The sequence below is a fragment of the Clostridium sp. UBA7791 genome (assembly GCF_002480755.1).
In the GTDB taxonomy this organism is placed as follows: domain Bacteria; phylum Bacillota; class Clostridia; order Clostridiales; family Clostridiaceae; genus Clostridium_J; species Clostridium_J sulfidigenes.
Window position 1 is genome coordinate 1 of the sequence record NZ_DLCT01000001.1, and the last position, 16,117, is coordinate 16,117.

Below are 16,117 nucleotides of genomic sequence, written 5' to 3' on the forward strand. Positions count from 1 at the left end.
GGTAGGTTGTTGCCAGGTCAGGTGTGGCTCGATAGCTCAGTCGGTAGAGCAGAGGACTGAAAATCCTCGTGTCGCTGGTTCGATTCCTGCTCGAGCCACCAGTTTGGCGCTATAGCCAAGTGGTAAGGCAGAGGCCTGCAAAGCCTTTATCCCCAGTTCAAATCTGGGTGGCGCCTCCAAAAAGACTTGTAAACATATTGTTTACAAGTCTTTTTATTTACTTATTAAATCATAGTATATCATTATTAGATTTAGTATATAAATTTTTATATAGTATGTTACATAAGAATTCACTTTTATTCCATTATAAAGTTTTAGAAATGTTTTTAGAGAGAGAGGTAGTGCTTTCATAGATTAAATCTTTGCGTTCAATTAAATCTATAGAAGTTAAAATTAAGGCTTCAATAGCTTTCCATATATTACATTTAGCATATTCTGTTAATGTTAAATCCATAAACTGTTTTGATGGACAGTGAATTGATGGATCACTTACTATTGATATAGACGGATATATAGTAGGCGTAGTATGACTTACAGTACCAATTCCTAAGGGATATAGCATTTTTTTCCCGTAGTTCATTTCAATTAATCCAGTTTCTTTTAAGTTATTTTCAAATAATTTATTTACTATTTTATTATCTAAAAGTTCTTTGCAAGGAAGCTCAATTAGCTTAATAGAGCAATCTATATTTATGATATCTTCTATGCATTTAATATAGCTTCTTATATTTTCTTCGATTTTATGACATAACTTATGATTTTTTGATTTAATTTCAAATTTAACCTTAGCAGATGAAGGATATTCAACTAATGCATTATCACAGGTAAGATTTAAATGATCCATATAACATTCTTTTGAGATGTTTTTAACTAACTCGTTTATAAAGTGTACCGTATGTAGACAAACATCTAATGAACTTTGGTTAGCATTATCATTAGAAACAAGTAAATTATTATAATCAAGCTGTAAGGTTGTGCATGCTTGAGAAGTATTATTAATAGATGTTATATTATCCACATGAGGAGCAAAAATTACACTACAATTTTCAAATACATTTTCTTTTGTCATTATAATTTCTGAACCATTGGAGTATTTCCCTGGACATCCGATTACTAGAATAGAACCTCCTATTTTGTCAATGACAGAAGATAAACCTATGGCTGCACCTAAAGACATAGTAGCATTGGCATTATTACCAAAAACATGACCATCATCACTTCCACTACTATATTTACATATAAAACATATCTCAGGATGGCTGTGTCCAATTCTGGCACGAAATGAAGTTGGAATATCTATGAAATTTTTTTCAATATTAAAATTATATTTTTGTAAAAGTTTTATAATGTAATCTGATGATTTATATTCATTAAAACAGTTTTCACTATTTTCATATAAAAATTTATTAATATCTAGAATTTCAGATTTTATAGTAGATAAAAAACTTAGAACATTTTGTTTCAATTGTAACCCTCCCTACAATTTTATAGATACTAATATTATCAATATCTGACCTTATGTAATTAGTATGTGCACATATATCTATATTATCCAGTAACAAATTTATAGATAAATAGTATTTTAATAGTATCTATATTTGTAATAAGTTTTTTATTAAATGTATTTATGAATACAAGAAAATTAGACAATTTATGTAGATTAATAGATATATGGGTTTATTAATTTATTAACATTATACTTGATGTTATTTAAGGTAGAAAAAGTATGAATTATAAGATGAAATTTTTTTTTTGGACAAAATAAAAAAAGGGATTTCATGAATAAAATATATTATAAGGGGCGATAATTAAGACAGTCTTAACATGGATAAAACTTAGAAGGATTACTCTATTTTAACTAAGTTGACTTATTCAAAGACAATATAATAATAGACTAACAAGTTCTATTGGATAAATTTTGAGGGGGAAAAATATGAATAAGGAATGTATTATATGCAGAAAGCCTCTAGATAATGGTATACTTATATATGGACGAAGAATTTGTGAGAACTGTGAAAGAAGATTATTAACAATAGAAACTAGTACAGATTTTTATGAATTTTATAAGAACTGTATTAAAAAGAATATAGTTCAACTTATACCAAGAGGAGTGAGTGATAAGTGCCAAGATTACCGATAGTAGATGCACTATTGAAATATAAAAAAGAAGAAAATAGCTATTTTGCTATGCCTGGACATAAAATGGGAAAAGCATATGAAGATACAAAAGAAGGAAAGATTTTATTAGATAATTTCATTAACTTTGATATTACTGAGGTAGAGGGCTTAGATAATCTTCATAATCCTACAGGCATAATAAAAGAAGGACAAGAACAACTTGCTAATTACTATGGGAGTAAAAAATCTTACTTTTTAGTTAATGGAAGTACATCAGGAAACATGATTATGATATTTGCTACATTTAAAGAAGGCGAAAAAATAATCGTAGAAAGAAACTGTCATAGATCAGTATTCAATAGTATAATATTACGTAAGTTAAAGCCTATATATGTTATGAATGAGGTAAATGAAAAATATGATGCTCCTTTTTCTATTAATAAGAAGCATCTATTTAAATTAATAAAGGAAAATCAAGATGCTAGGGGAATATTATTAACATACCCTAATTATTATGGCATATGTACAGAGTTAGAGGAAATAGTAAAAGAAGCCAAGAAATATAATATGAAGGTATTAATAGATTGTGCTCATGGAGCACATTTTGGAGTTATAGATGAATTGCCTGATAATCCGCTTAAGCTAGGTTGCGATATGGTTGTTCAAAGTGCTCATAAAACATTACCAAGCTTAACACAAACATCATTTTTACACGTTAATTGTGATGATCTTTTAGATGAGGTTAACTTCTATACTAGCATGTTTTTGACAACGAGTCCTTCATATTTATTTCTTGCCAGCATGGATTATAGTAGATATTATTTACAGAAGTATGGAAGTAAGGATTACAGTATATTAATTAATTTATGTGAGGAATATAGAAAAAAAATAAATCACATTGATTTTTATCATATAATAGATGAGCATGATATAATTAAGAAAAGTTCATCAACTAGAAATAAGGTATATATAGATAAAACTAGATATGTTATAAATGTACCTAAAGGATTTAGTGGACATCTATTACTAGATTATTTAAAAGTTAATAAGATTCAATGTGAAATGAGTGACTCAAGAAATGTAGTATTGATTTTTGCTACTTCAAACACCAGAGATGATTTTGATAAACTTTATAGAATACTAAAAGAGTGCAATAAGGATACTTTAGTAGATCAATATGTAAAGCCTATGCAGTATGAAATTCCACTAATAGATAAATTACCATGGGAAACTCTAAATATGAAAAAAGTTGAGTGTAGTATTAAAGATTCCGTAAATAAAGTGTGCGGACAAGCTATTGTCCCATATCCACCTGGGGTACCACTAATAATGCCAGGAGAGATTATTACGAAAGATATTATTGATATAATAGGATATTATATAGATAATAATGTTACATTATTAGGAGTGAAGGAAAATAACTTAATTATAATAAAATAGCAAAGAAACTATAGGAAAAGATATGTTTGGAGGTAAGTTTTTTGAATAAAGGGTTATTAATAGCATTAGAAGGTCCAGATGGTAGTGGAAAATCTACACAAATAGAATTATTAGAAAAATATTTTGTAGATAAGGGGATTGAAGTTATAAGAACGAGAGAACCTGGAGGAACTAAAATTAGCGAAAAAATTAGGGCGGTAATTTTAGATAATGATAACCAAGAAATGGATAACATGTGTGAGGCTTTACTATATGCTGCGGCGAGAGCTCAGCTTATAAAAGAGGTAATAAAGCCTGCAATTGCTGAAGGGAAGGTAGTCTTATGTGATAGATTTGTATATTCATCTATAGTTTATCAAGGAATTGCTAGAGATTTGGGAATAGACACTGTCAAATCTATAAATGATTGTGCTTTAGGTGGACTTGAAGCGGATTTAGTATTTATGATAAGTATTCCATATGATAAAGGAATTGGAAGAAAGAAAAATCAACGGGAATTAGATAGACTTGAGAATGTTGGTATGGATTTTCATAAAAAAGTTTTTGAAGGATATTCAAAAATTAGTAGTATTTATGATAAAATAGAATTAATAAATGGAGACGACTCTATAGAAAATATTTATAGGAACATAGTAAATAGAGTTGAATCCTATATAGAGCATAAATAAATATTTAGGAGGGGTATTATATGAAATTAATAATTGCGATAGTTCAAGATGACGATGCTATGGATTTAATCGATATCTTAACAGAGAATGGGTTAAGGGTTACAAAGCTTGCAACTACAGGTGGATTTTTAAAAGCTGGAAATACCACATTAATGATAGGTGTAGAGGTAGAGAAAGTTGATACTGTTTTAGGATATATAGAAGAAATCTGCAAAGTTAGAAAACAACTTATATCATCACCTTCTCCGGTTGCTGGATCTACAGGAGTATATGTTCCGTATCCTGTAGAGGTAAATATAGGTGGTGCTACTATATTTGTTGTTGATGTAGATAAGTTTTTAAGAGTATAATATATTTAAGTAAAATAATGTACAATAGGTTAAACTTATTGTACATTATTTATTATATAGGAAGGAGCAAATGAGTATGATAGGTCATGAAAATATAATAAATAGCTTAATTGAAGCAATTAATAATAATAAATTTACTCATGCTCATATACTAGTTGGAGAAAAAGGTATAGGGAAAAGTGTCTTAGCTAAATTTATAGCATCAAGGCTCTTAGGAATAGATGAAGTAAGAGAACATGTAGATATAATTAATTGGTCTTTAGATAAGGGAAAAGCATCCATAGGAGTGAATACTATTAGGACTATTATAGAAGAATGTAATAAGAAACCTTTTGAGAGGGATAGAAAGGTTATTATCATAGACAACGGTGATAAGATTACATTTCAAGCACAAAATGCATTTTTAAAGACTATAGAAGAACCACCAGCTAATGTTTATATATTTATATTATGTGAAGAATTAGAAAGCATGTTGGATACAATTAAATCCAGGTGTGGCATACATAAACTAAAACCACTATCAAAGGAAGAGATGATTTTATTTCTTAAGAATAGATATACAGGAATTGAAGAAAATAAGATGTTAGTGGCTATTTCTTTTGCAAAAGGAATACCAGGAAAAGCGGAGAGTTTAATAGAAAATGAGGATTTTAGTTTAATAAGAAATACAATTTTTAAACTTATATATAAAATTAAGGATAAAGATTATGAAACTTCTTTATTATATGAAAAGTTTTTTAGTGATTATAAAAATATGGAAGAGGATATTTTAGATGTAATTATAACCATAATAAGAGATATAATTATTTATAAAGAAGTTGGAGATGAAGAGATTATAATAAATATTGATAAAATATCCGATATTAAAGATTTAGTTAATATATTTTCATTAAGTAAATTAAATGGTATGATTAAAGTTGTAGATGATACAAGAAAAACTTTAAAAAATAATGTAAACTCGTCATTGGCATTTATAACGATGGTTTTGAGAATGCAGGAGGTTTAAATATGATAACAGTAATAGGAGTAAGATTTAAAAAGGCAGGTAAGATATATTATTTTAATCCTGGTGATTTGGATATAAAAAAAGGTGACTTTGTAGTTGTTGAAACCGCAAGAGGAATTGAGTTTGGTGAGTGTGTAGTTGGAATGAAAGAGCTCAGAGAAGGTGAAATTGTAGCTCCTTTAAAGAATGTGATAAGGAAAGCTTTAGAGGAAGATATAAATGCAAATAAAACTAATAAAGAAAAGGAAGAAGAAGCTTTTAAGATATGTCTTGAGAAAATAAAGGCCCATGATTTAACTATGAAGCTTATAGATGTAGAATATACTTTTGACAATAATAAAGTAATATTCTATTTTACAGCAGATGGTAGAGTAGATTTCAGAGAATTAGTTAAAGATCTGGCATCAATTTTCAGAACTAGAATAGAATTAAGACAAATTGGTGTTAGGGATGAAGCTAAGATGACTGGAGGTCTTGGACCTTGTGGAAGAAGTTTATGTTGCTCTACATTTTTAGGTGAATTTGCCCCAGTATCAATAAAAATGGCAAAGGAACAAAACCTATCTTTAAACCCTACTAAAATATCAGGAATATGTGGAAGACTTATGTGTTGTTTAAATTATGAGCAAGAAACATATGAAGGGATAAGAAAAAGATTACCTAAGGTAGGTTCTATAGTAGATACATGCTATGGAAAAGGAGAAGTAGTTTCTAATAGTGTAGTTAAAGAGGCGGTAAAAGTAAAAGTAAACATAAAAGATGGTGAAGATGATATTAAAGTAGTTAGTATAAATGATTTAACATTAATATCTGGTAGCTATGAAGATATAATTAATGAAATTGATTTAAAGGAATTAGAAAATCAAGCTGAAGACCCTACACTAATTAAAGAGCTATTTAAAGAAAATTAGGAGGAAGGATATGAAGACTACACTTAAAGTTTGTGATATGGTTACAAGTAAAGATGTTACAAGAGTTAAGAATGCCATATCCGCCAATGAAGGGGTTATAGCCTGTGGAATACACAAAGTTAAAAAAGAAGTAGAAATTGTTTATGACAATTATTTTATAAACATAGAGGATATAATTGAATCCATAGAGAATAGTGGTTATACAGTTATATAAGTACTCAGAATCCTTGTAGATATAAAGCTACAAGGATTTTTTTTGCATAAAAATAAACAAAATTAATTAAACATGTATATTTTATATAAATTTGTTAATTATTTAAATAGTAGTATTAAAATATAGAGAGGTGTTAATTATGAAATTTAAAAAACAAATAATAATAGCTATAAGCTGTGCAATTGTTTTGGGTGGAATATTTTTTTCTGTAAGCTATATAGGAAATAAAGATCAAAATAAAGAAACTAGTAACAAACCAGCTACAACAACTAACTCAAAGACTAATGAAGCTATAAATGAAAATAAAGAGAATACTGATAGCACAAAGGGCAATGATAAAACTACACTAGGACAAGAAGATAAAAAAGATACAGGTATGGAAGAAGTAAAAGAAGGATACTATACAGTAAAAGCTAATGATACACTTTATAGTATAGCTAGAACTTACATGCCAAGCTCTGACCCAAATGAAGTAGTAGCAGAAATATTAACAAGAAATAATATGAATAAAGATGATACTATTTCATCAGGACAAAAACTTATTATATCTTATGAAACTTCATTGGTAACAGGAGAAAAAAAATCAGACCAAAAATCAGAAGAGGTAGCTTCAGCTAATGCAGCAGAACATACTGATCACATTAAGTATGTTGTTAAATCAGGCGATACATTATTTAGCATATCTAAGGAGTATTTATCCAATATGTATATAATGGATGGAATTGAATTAATTAAAGCTCATAATAACCTAAATGAGGATACAATAAAAGTTGAAGACACTTTATGTATACCTAATAAATAATATACGAATAAATTAACTTTAGATTAAGGAGATATCTGAAGTAATACCATAGCCTATAAAACAGTTTTAAGGTTTTATAGGCTGAAATATAGCCATGTAGAAATACTACATGGCTATATTTTCAATATTTTAACAGAATCACAATTGGCATAAACAAAGTCACTATCTAGAGTTAATAAATAATGTATATTATGACATATACAAGTAGCTATATGTGTAGCATCATTTATAGACAATAGGTTTTTAATCATTATTTCTTTAGTCTTACTCATACAGAGCTTATTTATTTCAACATATTCGTATTTAACGGTGTTTTCAAGTTGATTGTGCATGGTTACAGCAGTCTTATAATAAATACTTAGCAGATCTCTTTTAGAACTGTTTTTAGATAGGTTATCAAAATACTTTTTATAGGGAATTTCTCTTAGCTTATCTATTCTTTTATCCTTTATAATTTTTCTATCATATTTACTAAAGGATGATAGAATTTGTTTTATATTTGTTTGAGAATTAAAGGCGCTTTCTTTATCAATTTTGTGACGTATATCTATCATAAATATTTTATACATAATTTGATTTAAAACTTCAGCAGAAATTATATTTGTAACTAAAAGTTTGCACTGGTTATTGAGTAATATTCTGAATACTTCTATACATTCAGTATGTTTTATATCATCATCATAAACTAAACTTAACAAAAATGATGCATCTAACAATATAGAAGTACTTGATTGAAAATCTATTGATGAAAATGGGTAAAATAATATTTCCATAATGCAAACCTTTCTTAATTGATTATACTGAATGATTATTGTATTATATTAAATTAAACCATTAGTTATTACTGCTACTTAAGTAATAAGTTAAATATAATTGTATATTCCTATTAATGTTGGTAATAATATAAACAGAGTTCTTAGCTTCTTCGAAGCTCTAGAAATCGTTATCCAGGGACGTAGCAGCTCTTTACTCCCACTTTGAAAAAGATGGGCGTATTAGAGCTGGTAGTCATCGGATAAATGACAAATTAAATCATAAATATAAACCCTAAATGCAATATGTTTTATTTAGTATATATTATTTATAAAATACTAGAAAAAACATATTGCATCCCCCTATATTATAGTATGTAAAAATAAAAAGATTTCCCCTTGATAGTTAAATATTTATAACTACTCAAGGGGATTTTGTAATTTTAAGAATAAATTTTTGGATAATTAGTAGTTATTTTATAGATATTATGGATAAGATGAAAAACATAGCAACTTATTATATAATAAGATATGTGTAATCTGGGTATTAGAAAGGAATTTTATATTATGAGTTTAATAAACATAGATGAAACGTTAGATGACTTACAATTAAAGGGTATTCATATCATACAAAAAAAAGAGGGATTTAGATTTGGAGTTGATGCAGTACTTTTAGCCAATTTTTCTAAGGTAAAAAAAAATGCAACTGTTATTGACTTGTGTAGTGGAACAGGAATAATTCCACTTATAATTAAAGGTAAGAGTCAATGTGGAGTAATAAAGGGTGTAGAGATACAAGGAGAGTTTGCTGAAATGGCAAATAGAACTGCTATGTATAATAATTTTAGTGATGAGATTAAGTTCATAGAAGGGGATTTAAAGGATAAGGAACTTTTAAAATCATTAGGTAGAGTAGATATAGTTACTGTAAATCCACCATATAAGTTATATAGCTCTGGGATACTCAATGACAGTGATAAGAATGCCATTGCTAGACATGAGGTATGCTGCACATTAGAAGATGTTATAATCGCAGCTAGGACGTTATTAAAGGATAATGGTAAACTTTTTATGGTACATAGACCAGATAGAATAGTAGATATATTTACTCTTATGAGAAAGTATAAAATAGAACCAAAGAGAATAAGATTTATTCATCCTAAACCAGGAAAGGCACCTAATATATTATTAGTAGAAGGACAAAGGGATGGGGGAGCATTCTTAAAAATAGAAGATCCATTATATGTACATATGGAGGATGATTCTTATTCAGAGGAAATTAAAGCAATGTATAATTCACAATGGTTAGATTAATAAGACAAAGGATAGAAGAGGTGAGTAAAAGTGAGTGGTAAATTATATTTAATACCTACTCCAATAGGAAATCTAAAAGATATAACTCTTAGGGCCCTTGAAACTTTAAAAAGTGTAGATATAATTGCATGTGAAGATACAAGACAGAGTTTAAAGCTTTTAAATCATTTTAACATAAGAAAAACATTGATAAGTTATCATAAACATAATGAGAACGGGAAAAGTGAGGACATAATAAATAGATTAATAGAAGGCAAAAATATAGCTATAATAAGCGATGCAGGGACTCCAGGAATTTCAGATCCAGGTGCTATTATAGTGAAAAGATGTATTGAAGAAAATATAGAATTTGAAGTGTATCCTGGAGCAACAGCAATTACTACTGCGCTAGTTTATTCTGGACTAAATACAGATAAATTTTTATTTGTAGGATTTTTATCTAGAGAAAATAAGGATAGAAAAGAGGTTATAGAGGGGTTAGCAGATAGGCAAGAAACTTTAATATTCTATGAGGCGCCACATAGATTAGAATCCACTTTAAATTTCTTAAAAGATAACTTAGGTAATAGAAATATTGCAATATGCAAGGAGCTTACGAAACTTCATGAAACTATATTAAGGGGAACATTAGAAGAGTGTATAGACCATTATAAAGAAAATAAGCCTAAGGGTGAATATGTACTAGTGTTAGAAGGAAAAAGTAAGACTGAGATTATGGAAGAAATGAAATCTAAGTGGGTAGATATGAGTATTGAGGATCATATAAAAGATTATATAAATCAAGGATTAAATAAAAAAGAAGCAATAAAAAAAGTTGCGAAGGAAAGAAACCTACACAAATCAGAGGTATATAAGTTTGGAATTCATATATAAACAAAAGCATTTTGAAAAGTTTTTAAAATTAGAAGGAATATGATAATTTATATTGAATATATTTACTGTATATCTATTAAAAAATAGATGGTTGTCTCATTTTTTTTCTAAATTACTTGAGATAACAATCATTATAGTGTTATAATGGTAAATGAGATTTATAAATGAGGGGGAGGGAATTTTTTTGAATAAGAAGAGTATATCATTAGTACTTGCTTTAGCATTGTCTATTTCTTGTGTTGGAACTAGTGCATTTGCAGATCCAAATAGTGATAGATCAACATATGAGCAAAAGTTGGAAGAAAACAAAAACAACTATAAAAGTGCTCAAGAGCAAGTCGATGAGATAGAAGCTTCAATACAGTCAGTAAATTCTCAGATGGAAGATATATCTATAGGTATAGAAGAGTTAAATGCTGAAATTCTTGAAGCGGAAGGCAAAATTGAAGAGAGCAACAAGAGGGTACAAGCTACTGAAAGTGATATAAAAGAACAAAATGAAATGTTTAGTGAGAGAATGAGAGCGATGTACATTAATGGTATGGATAGTTATGTTGAGGCGCTTTTAAACTCAAAGAGTATATCAGATTTCATGTGTAGATTAAATAACATAAATATAATGATAGGCTCTGATAAAGAAATTGTTAGTAGTTTAAATGAAAAAATAGAAACTATTGAAAAAGAGAAAAAAGTAGTTCAAGATGAAAAAGTAAAGCTAGATGCATTACAAGAAGAAAACAATAAAAAATTAGCTCAATTAGAAGAAAAAAGAGCAGAACATAAAAAGGCTTTAGCTAAAGCGGAAGCTAATAGAGACTTATTTGACGCAGCTGTGAAGGAAAATGAAGCTCAATTAGAAGAGACTAAGAGACAAATAACGCAGTATGTTAGTAATGGTAGTACTAGTTCTAATAGACCTAGTAGGGGAGGCAGTGGTGATTCAAATGTGATAGCACCTCCAAATGCTTCAGGAAGCTCTATAGTTGGCTATGCATATAAATTTTTAGGAGTTCCATACCAATGGGGTGGAAATGGTCCTAATACTTTTGATTGTTCAGGCTTAACTAGATATGTATATGCTGCCAATGGAATAAATCTTCCTAGAGTAGCACAGGATCAAATGAATAAAGGAACGCCAGTTTCTAATCCTCAACCAGGAGATTTGGTATTCTTTGGTTCAGGTGGATATGCATACCATGTTGGTATATATGTAGGTAATAATTCTTACCTTCATGCTCCTCAAGATAATGAGGTTGTAAAGATATCGCCTATGAGTAGACACGATTATATAGGGGCAAGAAGATATTAATTTCTTAAGATAAGATCAGTAATTTAATTGCTGGTCTTTTATTTTAGGTTGGGTAAATAGATTTATATAGTATATACGATATAAATAATAAAAACGTTACTTAGAAATAAGTAACGTTTTTATTGTTTATTGTTGATTCTTTAATTCATTTAGACATTTTTGACAGATGTTTTTAGATTTATAGTTAACCACATCACGAGCATCTCCACAGAAGATGCATGCAGGTTCATATTTCTTTAATATAACTTGCTCACCATCTACGTATATTTCAAGAGCGTCCTTAACGTCAATATCTAAAGTCCTTCTCAATTCTACTGGGATAACTATTCTCCCTAACTCGTCTACTTTTCTTACAACACCAGTTGATTTCATAATAAATTCCTCCTATATTTTTGATTATGTAATCAAATAAAATTTAGTTAGCAGATATTATATTTAATACCATATAATAACTATAATACAAGAAAAATCATAAGTCAATAAAAAATGATAAAAAAAATAAATTTATTACATTATATGCCATTAATATATAATCTATTATAGTAGTATTAATCACATAATAAGGAAAAGATGAATAATTTAACTTATAATTTAATATTTTAACATAAAGATGCTTATTTTCAATACTATTTTATTTAGTTTGCGAATTGATTCTACAAAAAATATCAAAATTTGAAGGAGGTACAGTCATATTATTCAGTGTTCTAGACAGAAAATAAAAAATATTATGCACAACCCATCTGTGGATAATGTGGATAATATATAAAAATTTCTAAAGTTAATGGAATTATAGGAATTATCATGTATATATTAATCAACAGCTGATGTTGATATTATTTATAATAATATGTTAGTAAAATGTGATTATTGTTAATAATATTGATATGTGCTTATATTTGAATGAATAATTTATATTAATTTCATAATCCATGAATAAATAATTCGACTTTTATTTTATAAGATATTTGTAAATATAGACATTATCTTTTATAATTAATATGAAGTAGTGTACAAAAATTTACATTATCATATATTTAACTAGTATTAAGGCAAGAATATGTTAAATATTAAAAAGGTTATTAAAGTGAGGGATGAAAATGAATGATAGAGAAAGAATTAATGGGAATATTTTCCAAGAGGTGGTATCTAAATTTTCGGAGATGATAGGTGAGAATACTGAAAAAAGTATAATACAGTATGATGAATTACCACAGTATGATTTATTCTTATCACAAGTTAAAGATTATCTTAACGATAAGTTTAAGCACGATAAATTTACTAATAGCATACTTCAAAATTATATAAAGAGCGAAGTTATTTCTAAGCCGGAAGATGGTAAAAAAAGAGGATATACTAAACTGCATTTAGCTCAATTGGTTTTATTAGGATATATGAGGCCGATTTTGACAACAGATGAAATAAAAAGTGTATTTAGATTAGCTTTTAATGATATAAATAATAGAGAGGATGATATTCTTTCATGGGAAGATACCTTTAAATTATTTAGTGATTTACAGCAAAAGAATATAGAATTATTTTTTAGTGGAGAAGAGAAGGATTTAGAAGAAATAATTAGAAGACACTTAGAAAAGTATGAGTTTAATAATGAAGATAAAGAAAGAATATTAATATTCTTATTAGTTATGATTTTAGTAGCTCATGCAAGTAATATAAAAAAACTAGTTACTACGTTAGTTGAAGAATTTGGAGATAAATATAAGTAAAATATTATATGGATCAAAGAATAAAAATATCTTCTTATGAAAAGATACATAATAGATGGCTTTATAAGGAGATGAGGTTATGAAATCAATATATTTGATTCAAGTAGCTAATAGTACTAATAAGGATTTAGTAGAATTGTTACTTATGATTAAAGATAAAAAAATATATAAAGATGAGATAATATATACCCTAGGAGATATTACAGGCGAATTAAGGCTTAAAGTTGAAAATAATTACAACAAAGTACTAAATATAGGTGATGTAGTAAATGTTAGTATAAAAGACAATAGTATAGTGAAGATAGATTTATCAAAATCTAGTTATAATTTAAATGATTTTATGAACTGTGTAAAAAGAGATGTAAAATTTATATTAGATGAATTAGAAGAAATGACAACTCAACAATTTAAATGTGAAGAGGTTATGTCTTTAGATAAATATTTTTTTTGTGATAAGAAATTTATAAATGATTTTTCTCAAGGAATTGGAGGGTTAGAACACCATACATATATAGGTGGGCTTGCAGAACACACTCTTAATGTAACCTATTGGGCAAAGAAACTTGCATATAGGTATAATTGTCGATATAAGGAAATTGCTATATTAGCAGCAAAACTTCATGATATTGGAAAGATATATGAATATTCGTCAATTGGAAGATTTAAACCAACCATGAGAGGTGAAATGGAAGGTCATATAGTTATAGGTATAACTATGATAGAAGAAGCATTTAAAAATAACCCTGGATTTTATAGTGAGGACTTTAAAAATCGAATTAAAGGATGTATTGTTCAACATCATGGAAAACCGGAGTATGGATCTCCTAAAGGGCCAAATACAGAAGAGGCTTTTATAGTGCATTATGCAGATTATCTTGATGCTACTATGAATAAGGTATCAAAGGTAAAAGATAAAACAATACATGATACGTGGTCGGATTATGAAAAAAAGATAGAAACTAAATTATTTATATAAAACCATAAAGCGAATTACTTAGGTAGTTTGTTTTATGGTTTTATTTTCAAAATATATATTAAGATGTATATACAATGGTACGATAATTCAATCGAGTAAAAATATGGGGGGAATTATTATGGGGAAAAATGAACATAAAGAGAACTATAACAATTATATTACTAAAGTAAATAAATTAATGTTAATTGTATTCCTAAGTATTATGTTTGTTACAGTAGCAGGTTCAGTTCTACAAGTTTATAGGGGAGATAGAAGGATTGGATTTGCAATATATAATATATTAGTAGCAGGTATAGCCTATTTTATAGCCATATTCTTATATATGAAAAACTCATCAAATAACATAATGAGATGGGTTTTGGCTACAGGATTTTTATTAGTAGATACATATATATTACTCACATCATCCTGTGCATCTGCTTTTGCAGCTGGATTTCCATTTATACTAAGTTTAGTTTTATACTTGGATTTAAAATTAATAACTACTGTTGGTGGAATAAATTTAATATCTATACTGATATATGCATATATGCAGGTAAAGTTAGGAAATAGCGCTGAGTTAAGTGGGATTTTAGGTACTACTATAATGTTTTTGCCAACGCTTGTAATAGTTACACAATTTATTTCTAAAATGAATAAAGATATAAATAAAAATGTAGAAGAATTAAATGAAAATAGTAATATACAACAAAAAATGTTAATAGATTTATCCAATGTATATACTGTAGTTAAAGAAAAATCTAATGAGCTTAGAGGAATTGTTTCTTTAATAGGTCAAAGTACAGAAATTGTAAACTCATCTATAGATGAAATAGCAATAGGGGCAACTAATACTAGCAAAGAAATTGAGAGTCAGACTAATTTAGTAAATAATATAAAGCATGAAATAACAGAGACTGAAGAGGTAACTACTGTTGTTAAACAATCCTCTGAGGAAGCTGATGAGGTAATAGACAATGGAATAAAAATTGTTCATGAATTATCTAAGAAAAGTGAATATATTATGAGCAAAAATAAAAAGGTTAGTGACATTATGAAGGAACTAGCTGAAAAATCATCTAATATTGCGGAAATAACTAATGTTATATCATCTATTTCAGAGCAAACTAATCTTCTAGCATTAAATGCTGCAATTGAAGCAGCTAGGGTTGGTGAAAGTGGAAAAGGATTTGCTGTGGTAGCAGATGAAATAAAGAAATTAGCAGCTGAGAGTAAAAATAACTCACTAGAGATAGGAAATATACTGAAGTCTCTAGAAGAAGATACTAATGTATCAGTTTTAGAGGTAGAAGAATTAGTTCATGCTAATGATGAACAACAACAATTGGTTAAAGATACAAATAAAGCATTTTCAACTATTCAGAAAAATGTGTCTACAGTAAAAGAGGAAATGATAGGTGTGGTTTCTAAGGTATCTGCAATTTTAGATAGCAGTGAAAAAATTCATGATAACATTACAAATCTATCAGGTATAGCCCAAGAAACCATGGCAAGTTCTGAAGAAACTTCAACCATATCTCATGAAAATCTAAATAATTCTAAGGAACTAGAAAATATAGCAGCAGTGTTAAATAGTTCAATAGAGGAAATAAGTAAGTACTTCAAATAAATAGAATTTTTAGTCATTGGGATCAATATATTAAAAAAATAATGCACTCTT

General features: G+C 28.0%; 17 protein-coding genes and 2 tRNA genes. 16 read left to right on the forward strand and 3 right to left on the reverse strand.

Going from position 1 to position 16,117, the window contains the following annotated elements:
* Window positions 1–25 precede the first annotated feature (25 nt).
* Both B3Z56_RS00005 and B3Z56_RS00010 read left to right on the forward strand, forming a co-directional pair.
* Window positions 26–101, forward strand: a tRNA-Phe gene (locus tag B3Z56_RS00005).
* 4 nt (window positions 102–105) lie between these two features.
* Window positions 106–179 (forward strand) — tRNA-Cys (locus B3Z56_RS00010).
* A gap of 125 nt (window positions 180–304) precedes the next feature.
* Here B3Z56_RS00010 and B3Z56_RS00015 read toward each other — a convergent pair.
* Window positions 305–1,465 carry a hypothetical protein gene (locus tag B3Z56_RS00015; protein ID WP_346878009.1) on the reverse strand — a complete coding sequence of 387 codons (1,161 nt, stop codon included), beginning with the start codon at window positions 1,463–1,465 and terminating at the stop codon, window positions 305–307.
* A gap of 468 nt (window positions 1,466–1,933) precedes the next feature.
* On the opposite strand from B3Z56_RS00015, the gene B3Z56_RS00020 reads away from it, so the two are divergent.
* The 8 genes from B3Z56_RS00020 (at window position 1,934) to B3Z56_RS00055 (ending at window position 7,509) form a co-directional block, all read left to right on the forward strand.
* Window positions 1,934–2,140 carry a sigma factor G inhibitor Gin gene (locus B3Z56_RS00020; RefSeq protein ID WP_035130775.1) on the forward strand — a complete coding sequence of 69 codons (207 nt, stop codon included), beginning with the start codon at window positions 1,934–1,936 and terminating at the stop codon, window positions 2,138–2,140.
* Complete coding sequence (locus tag B3Z56_RS00025) at window positions 2,122–3,558, forward strand: aminotransferase class I/II-fold pyridoxal phosphate-dependent enzyme (protein ID WP_346878010.1); 1,437 nt, start codon at window positions 2,122–2,124, stop codon at window positions 3,556–3,558. Before B3Z56_RS00020 ends, B3Z56_RS00025 begins: the two co-directional genes overlap by 19 nt.
* 41 nt (window positions 3,559–3,599) lie before the next feature.
* Window positions 3,600–4,226: a dTMP kinase gene (gene tmk / locus B3Z56_RS00030; protein ID WP_346877481.1), complete on the forward strand. Its 627-nt coding sequence runs from the start codon at window positions 3,600–3,602 to the stop codon at window positions 4,224–4,226.
* Between the two features lie 20 nt (window positions 4,227–4,246).
* The gene (locus B3Z56_RS00035) at window positions 4,247–4,576 is read left to right on the forward strand and encodes a cyclic-di-AMP receptor (protein ID WP_035130781.1); all 330 of its coding nucleotides are present in this window, start codon (window positions 4,247–4,249) and stop codon (window positions 4,574–4,576) included.
* A gap of 76 nt (window positions 4,577–4,652) precedes the next feature.
* A complete protein-coding gene (locus B3Z56_RS00040; RefSeq protein WP_346878011.1) occupies window positions 4,653–5,582 on the forward strand; it encodes a DNA polymerase III subunit delta' in 930 nt (309 codons plus the stop codon).
* 2 nt (window positions 5,583–5,584) lie between these two features.
* Window positions 5,585–6,493, forward strand: a complete 909-nt coding sequence (locus B3Z56_RS00045; protein WP_346846915.1) for a stage 0 sporulation family protein — start codon at window positions 5,585–5,587, stop codon at window positions 6,491–6,493.
* 10 nt (window positions 6,494–6,503) lie between these two features.
* The gene (locus tag B3Z56_RS00050) at window positions 6,504–6,707 is read left to right on the forward strand and encodes a heavy-metal-associated domain-containing protein (RefSeq protein ID WP_346846916.1); all 204 of its coding nucleotides are present in this window, start codon (window positions 6,504–6,506) and stop codon (window positions 6,705–6,707) included.
* 139 nt (window positions 6,708–6,846) lie between these two features.
* A complete protein-coding gene (locus B3Z56_RS00055) occupies window positions 6,847–7,509 on the forward strand; it encodes a LysM peptidoglycan-binding domain-containing protein (protein ID WP_346878012.1) in 663 nt (220 codons plus the stop codon).
* 113 nt (window positions 7,510–7,622) lie between these two features.
* Here B3Z56_RS00055 and B3Z56_RS00060 read toward each other — a convergent pair whose 3' ends face one another.
* Complete coding sequence (locus tag B3Z56_RS00060; RefSeq protein WP_346846918.1) at window positions 7,623–8,282, reverse strand: type II toxin-antitoxin system VapC family toxin; 660 nt, start codon at window positions 8,280–8,282, stop codon at window positions 7,623–7,625.
* A 546-nt stretch (window positions 8,283–8,828) separates the two neighbouring features.
* Here B3Z56_RS00060 and B3Z56_RS00065 point away from each other — a divergent pair.
* The 3 genes from B3Z56_RS00065 to B3Z56_RS00075 all read left to right on the forward strand — a co-directional run bounded on the left by B3Z56_RS00065 (window position 8,829) and on the right by B3Z56_RS00075 (window position 11,757).
* Window positions 8,829–9,575: a tRNA1(Val) (adenine(37)-N6)-methyltransferase gene (locus B3Z56_RS00065; RefSeq protein WP_346846919.1), complete on the forward strand. Its 747-nt coding sequence runs from the start codon at window positions 8,829–8,831 to the stop codon at window positions 9,573–9,575.
* A gap of 30 nt (window positions 9,576–9,605) precedes the next feature.
* Entirely contained in the window at window positions 9,606–10,448 is an 843-nt protein-coding gene (gene rsmI / locus B3Z56_RS00070; RefSeq protein ID WP_346877485.1) for a 16S rRNA (cytidine(1402)-2'-O)-methyltransferase, read from the forward strand.
* A gap of 184 nt (window positions 10,449–10,632) precedes the next feature.
* The gene (locus tag B3Z56_RS00075; RefSeq protein WP_346877486.1) at window positions 10,633–11,757 is read left to right on the forward strand and encodes a C40 family peptidase; all 1,125 of its coding nucleotides are present in this window, start codon (window positions 10,633–10,635) and stop codon (window positions 11,755–11,757) included.
* A 126-nt stretch (window positions 11,758–11,883) separates the two neighbouring features.
* Here B3Z56_RS00075 and B3Z56_RS00080 read toward each other — a convergent pair whose 3' ends face one another.
* Window positions 11,884–12,129 carry an AbrB/MazE/SpoVT family DNA-binding domain-containing protein gene (locus B3Z56_RS00080; RefSeq protein ID WP_035130802.1) on the reverse strand — a complete coding sequence of 82 codons (246 nt, stop codon included), beginning with the start codon at window positions 12,127–12,129 and terminating at the stop codon, window positions 11,884–11,886.
* Window positions 12,130–12,848: 719 nt separating this feature from the next.
* Between B3Z56_RS00080 and B3Z56_RS00085 the strand changes: the two genes are divergently transcribed.
* The 3 genes from B3Z56_RS00085 (at window position 12,849) to B3Z56_RS00095 (ending at window position 16,066) form a co-directional block, all read left to right on the forward strand.
* On the forward strand, window positions 12,849–13,481 hold the full coding sequence (locus tag B3Z56_RS00085) for a DUF1836 domain-containing protein (protein WP_346877487.1): 633 nt from the start codon (window positions 12,849–12,851) through the stop codon (window positions 13,479–13,481).
* A 79-nt stretch (window positions 13,482–13,560) separates the two neighbouring features.
* The gene (locus B3Z56_RS00090) at window positions 13,561–14,457 is read left to right on the forward strand and encodes an HD domain-containing protein (RefSeq protein ID WP_035130803.1); all 897 of its coding nucleotides are present in this window, start codon (window positions 13,561–13,563) and stop codon (window positions 14,455–14,457) included.
* Between the two features lie 118 nt (window positions 14,458–14,575).
* The gene (locus B3Z56_RS00095; RefSeq protein WP_346878013.1) at window positions 14,576–16,066 is read left to right on the forward strand and encodes a methyl-accepting chemotaxis protein; all 1,491 of its coding nucleotides are present in this window, start codon (window positions 14,576–14,578) and stop codon (window positions 16,064–16,066) included.
* Window positions 16,067–16,117 lie beyond the last annotated feature (51 nt).

Coding starts and splice junctions, on each gene's coding strand:
- B3Z56_RS00080 (WP_035130802.1), bottom strand. CDS start 12,129: ATGAAATCAACTGGTGTTGTAAGAAAAGTAGACGAGTTAGGGAGAATA.
- B3Z56_RS00040 (WP_346878011.1), top strand. CDS start 4,653: ATGATAGGTCATGAAAATATAATAAATAGCTTAATTGAAGCAATTAAT.
- B3Z56_RS00095 (WP_346878013.1), top strand. CDS start 14,576: ATGGGGAAAAATGAACATAAAGAGAACTATAACAATTATATTACTAAA.
- B3Z56_RS00055 (WP_346878012.1), top strand. CDS start 6,847: ATGAAATTTAAAAAACAAATAATAATAGCTATAAGCTGTGCAATTGTT.
- B3Z56_RS00020 (WP_035130775.1), top strand. CDS start 1,934: ATGAATAAGGAATGTATTATATGCAGAAAGCCTCTAGATAATGGTATA.
- B3Z56_RS00050 (WP_346846916.1), top strand. CDS start 6,504: ATGAAGACTACACTTAAAGTTTGTGATATGGTTACAAGTAAAGATGTT.
- B3Z56_RS00085 (WP_346877487.1), top strand. CDS start 12,849: ATGAAAATGAATGATAGAGAAAGAATTAATGGGAATATTTTCCAAGAG.
- B3Z56_RS00035 (WP_035130781.1), top strand. CDS start 4,247: ATGAAATTAATAATTGCGATAGTTCAAGATGACGATGCTATGGATTTA.
- B3Z56_RS00065 (WP_346846919.1), top strand. CDS start 8,829: ATGAGTTTAATAAACATAGATGAAACGTTAGATGACTTACAATTAAAG.
- B3Z56_RS00045 (WP_346846915.1), top strand. CDS start 5,585: ATGATAACAGTAATAGGAGTAAGATTTAAAAAGGCAGGTAAGATATAT.
- B3Z56_RS00060 (WP_346846918.1), bottom strand. CDS start 8,282: ATGGAAATATTATTTTACCCATTTTCATCAATAGATTTTCAATCAAGT.
- B3Z56_RS00090 (WP_035130803.1), top strand. CDS start 13,561: ATGAAATCAATATATTTGATTCAAGTAGCTAATAGTACTAATAAGGAT.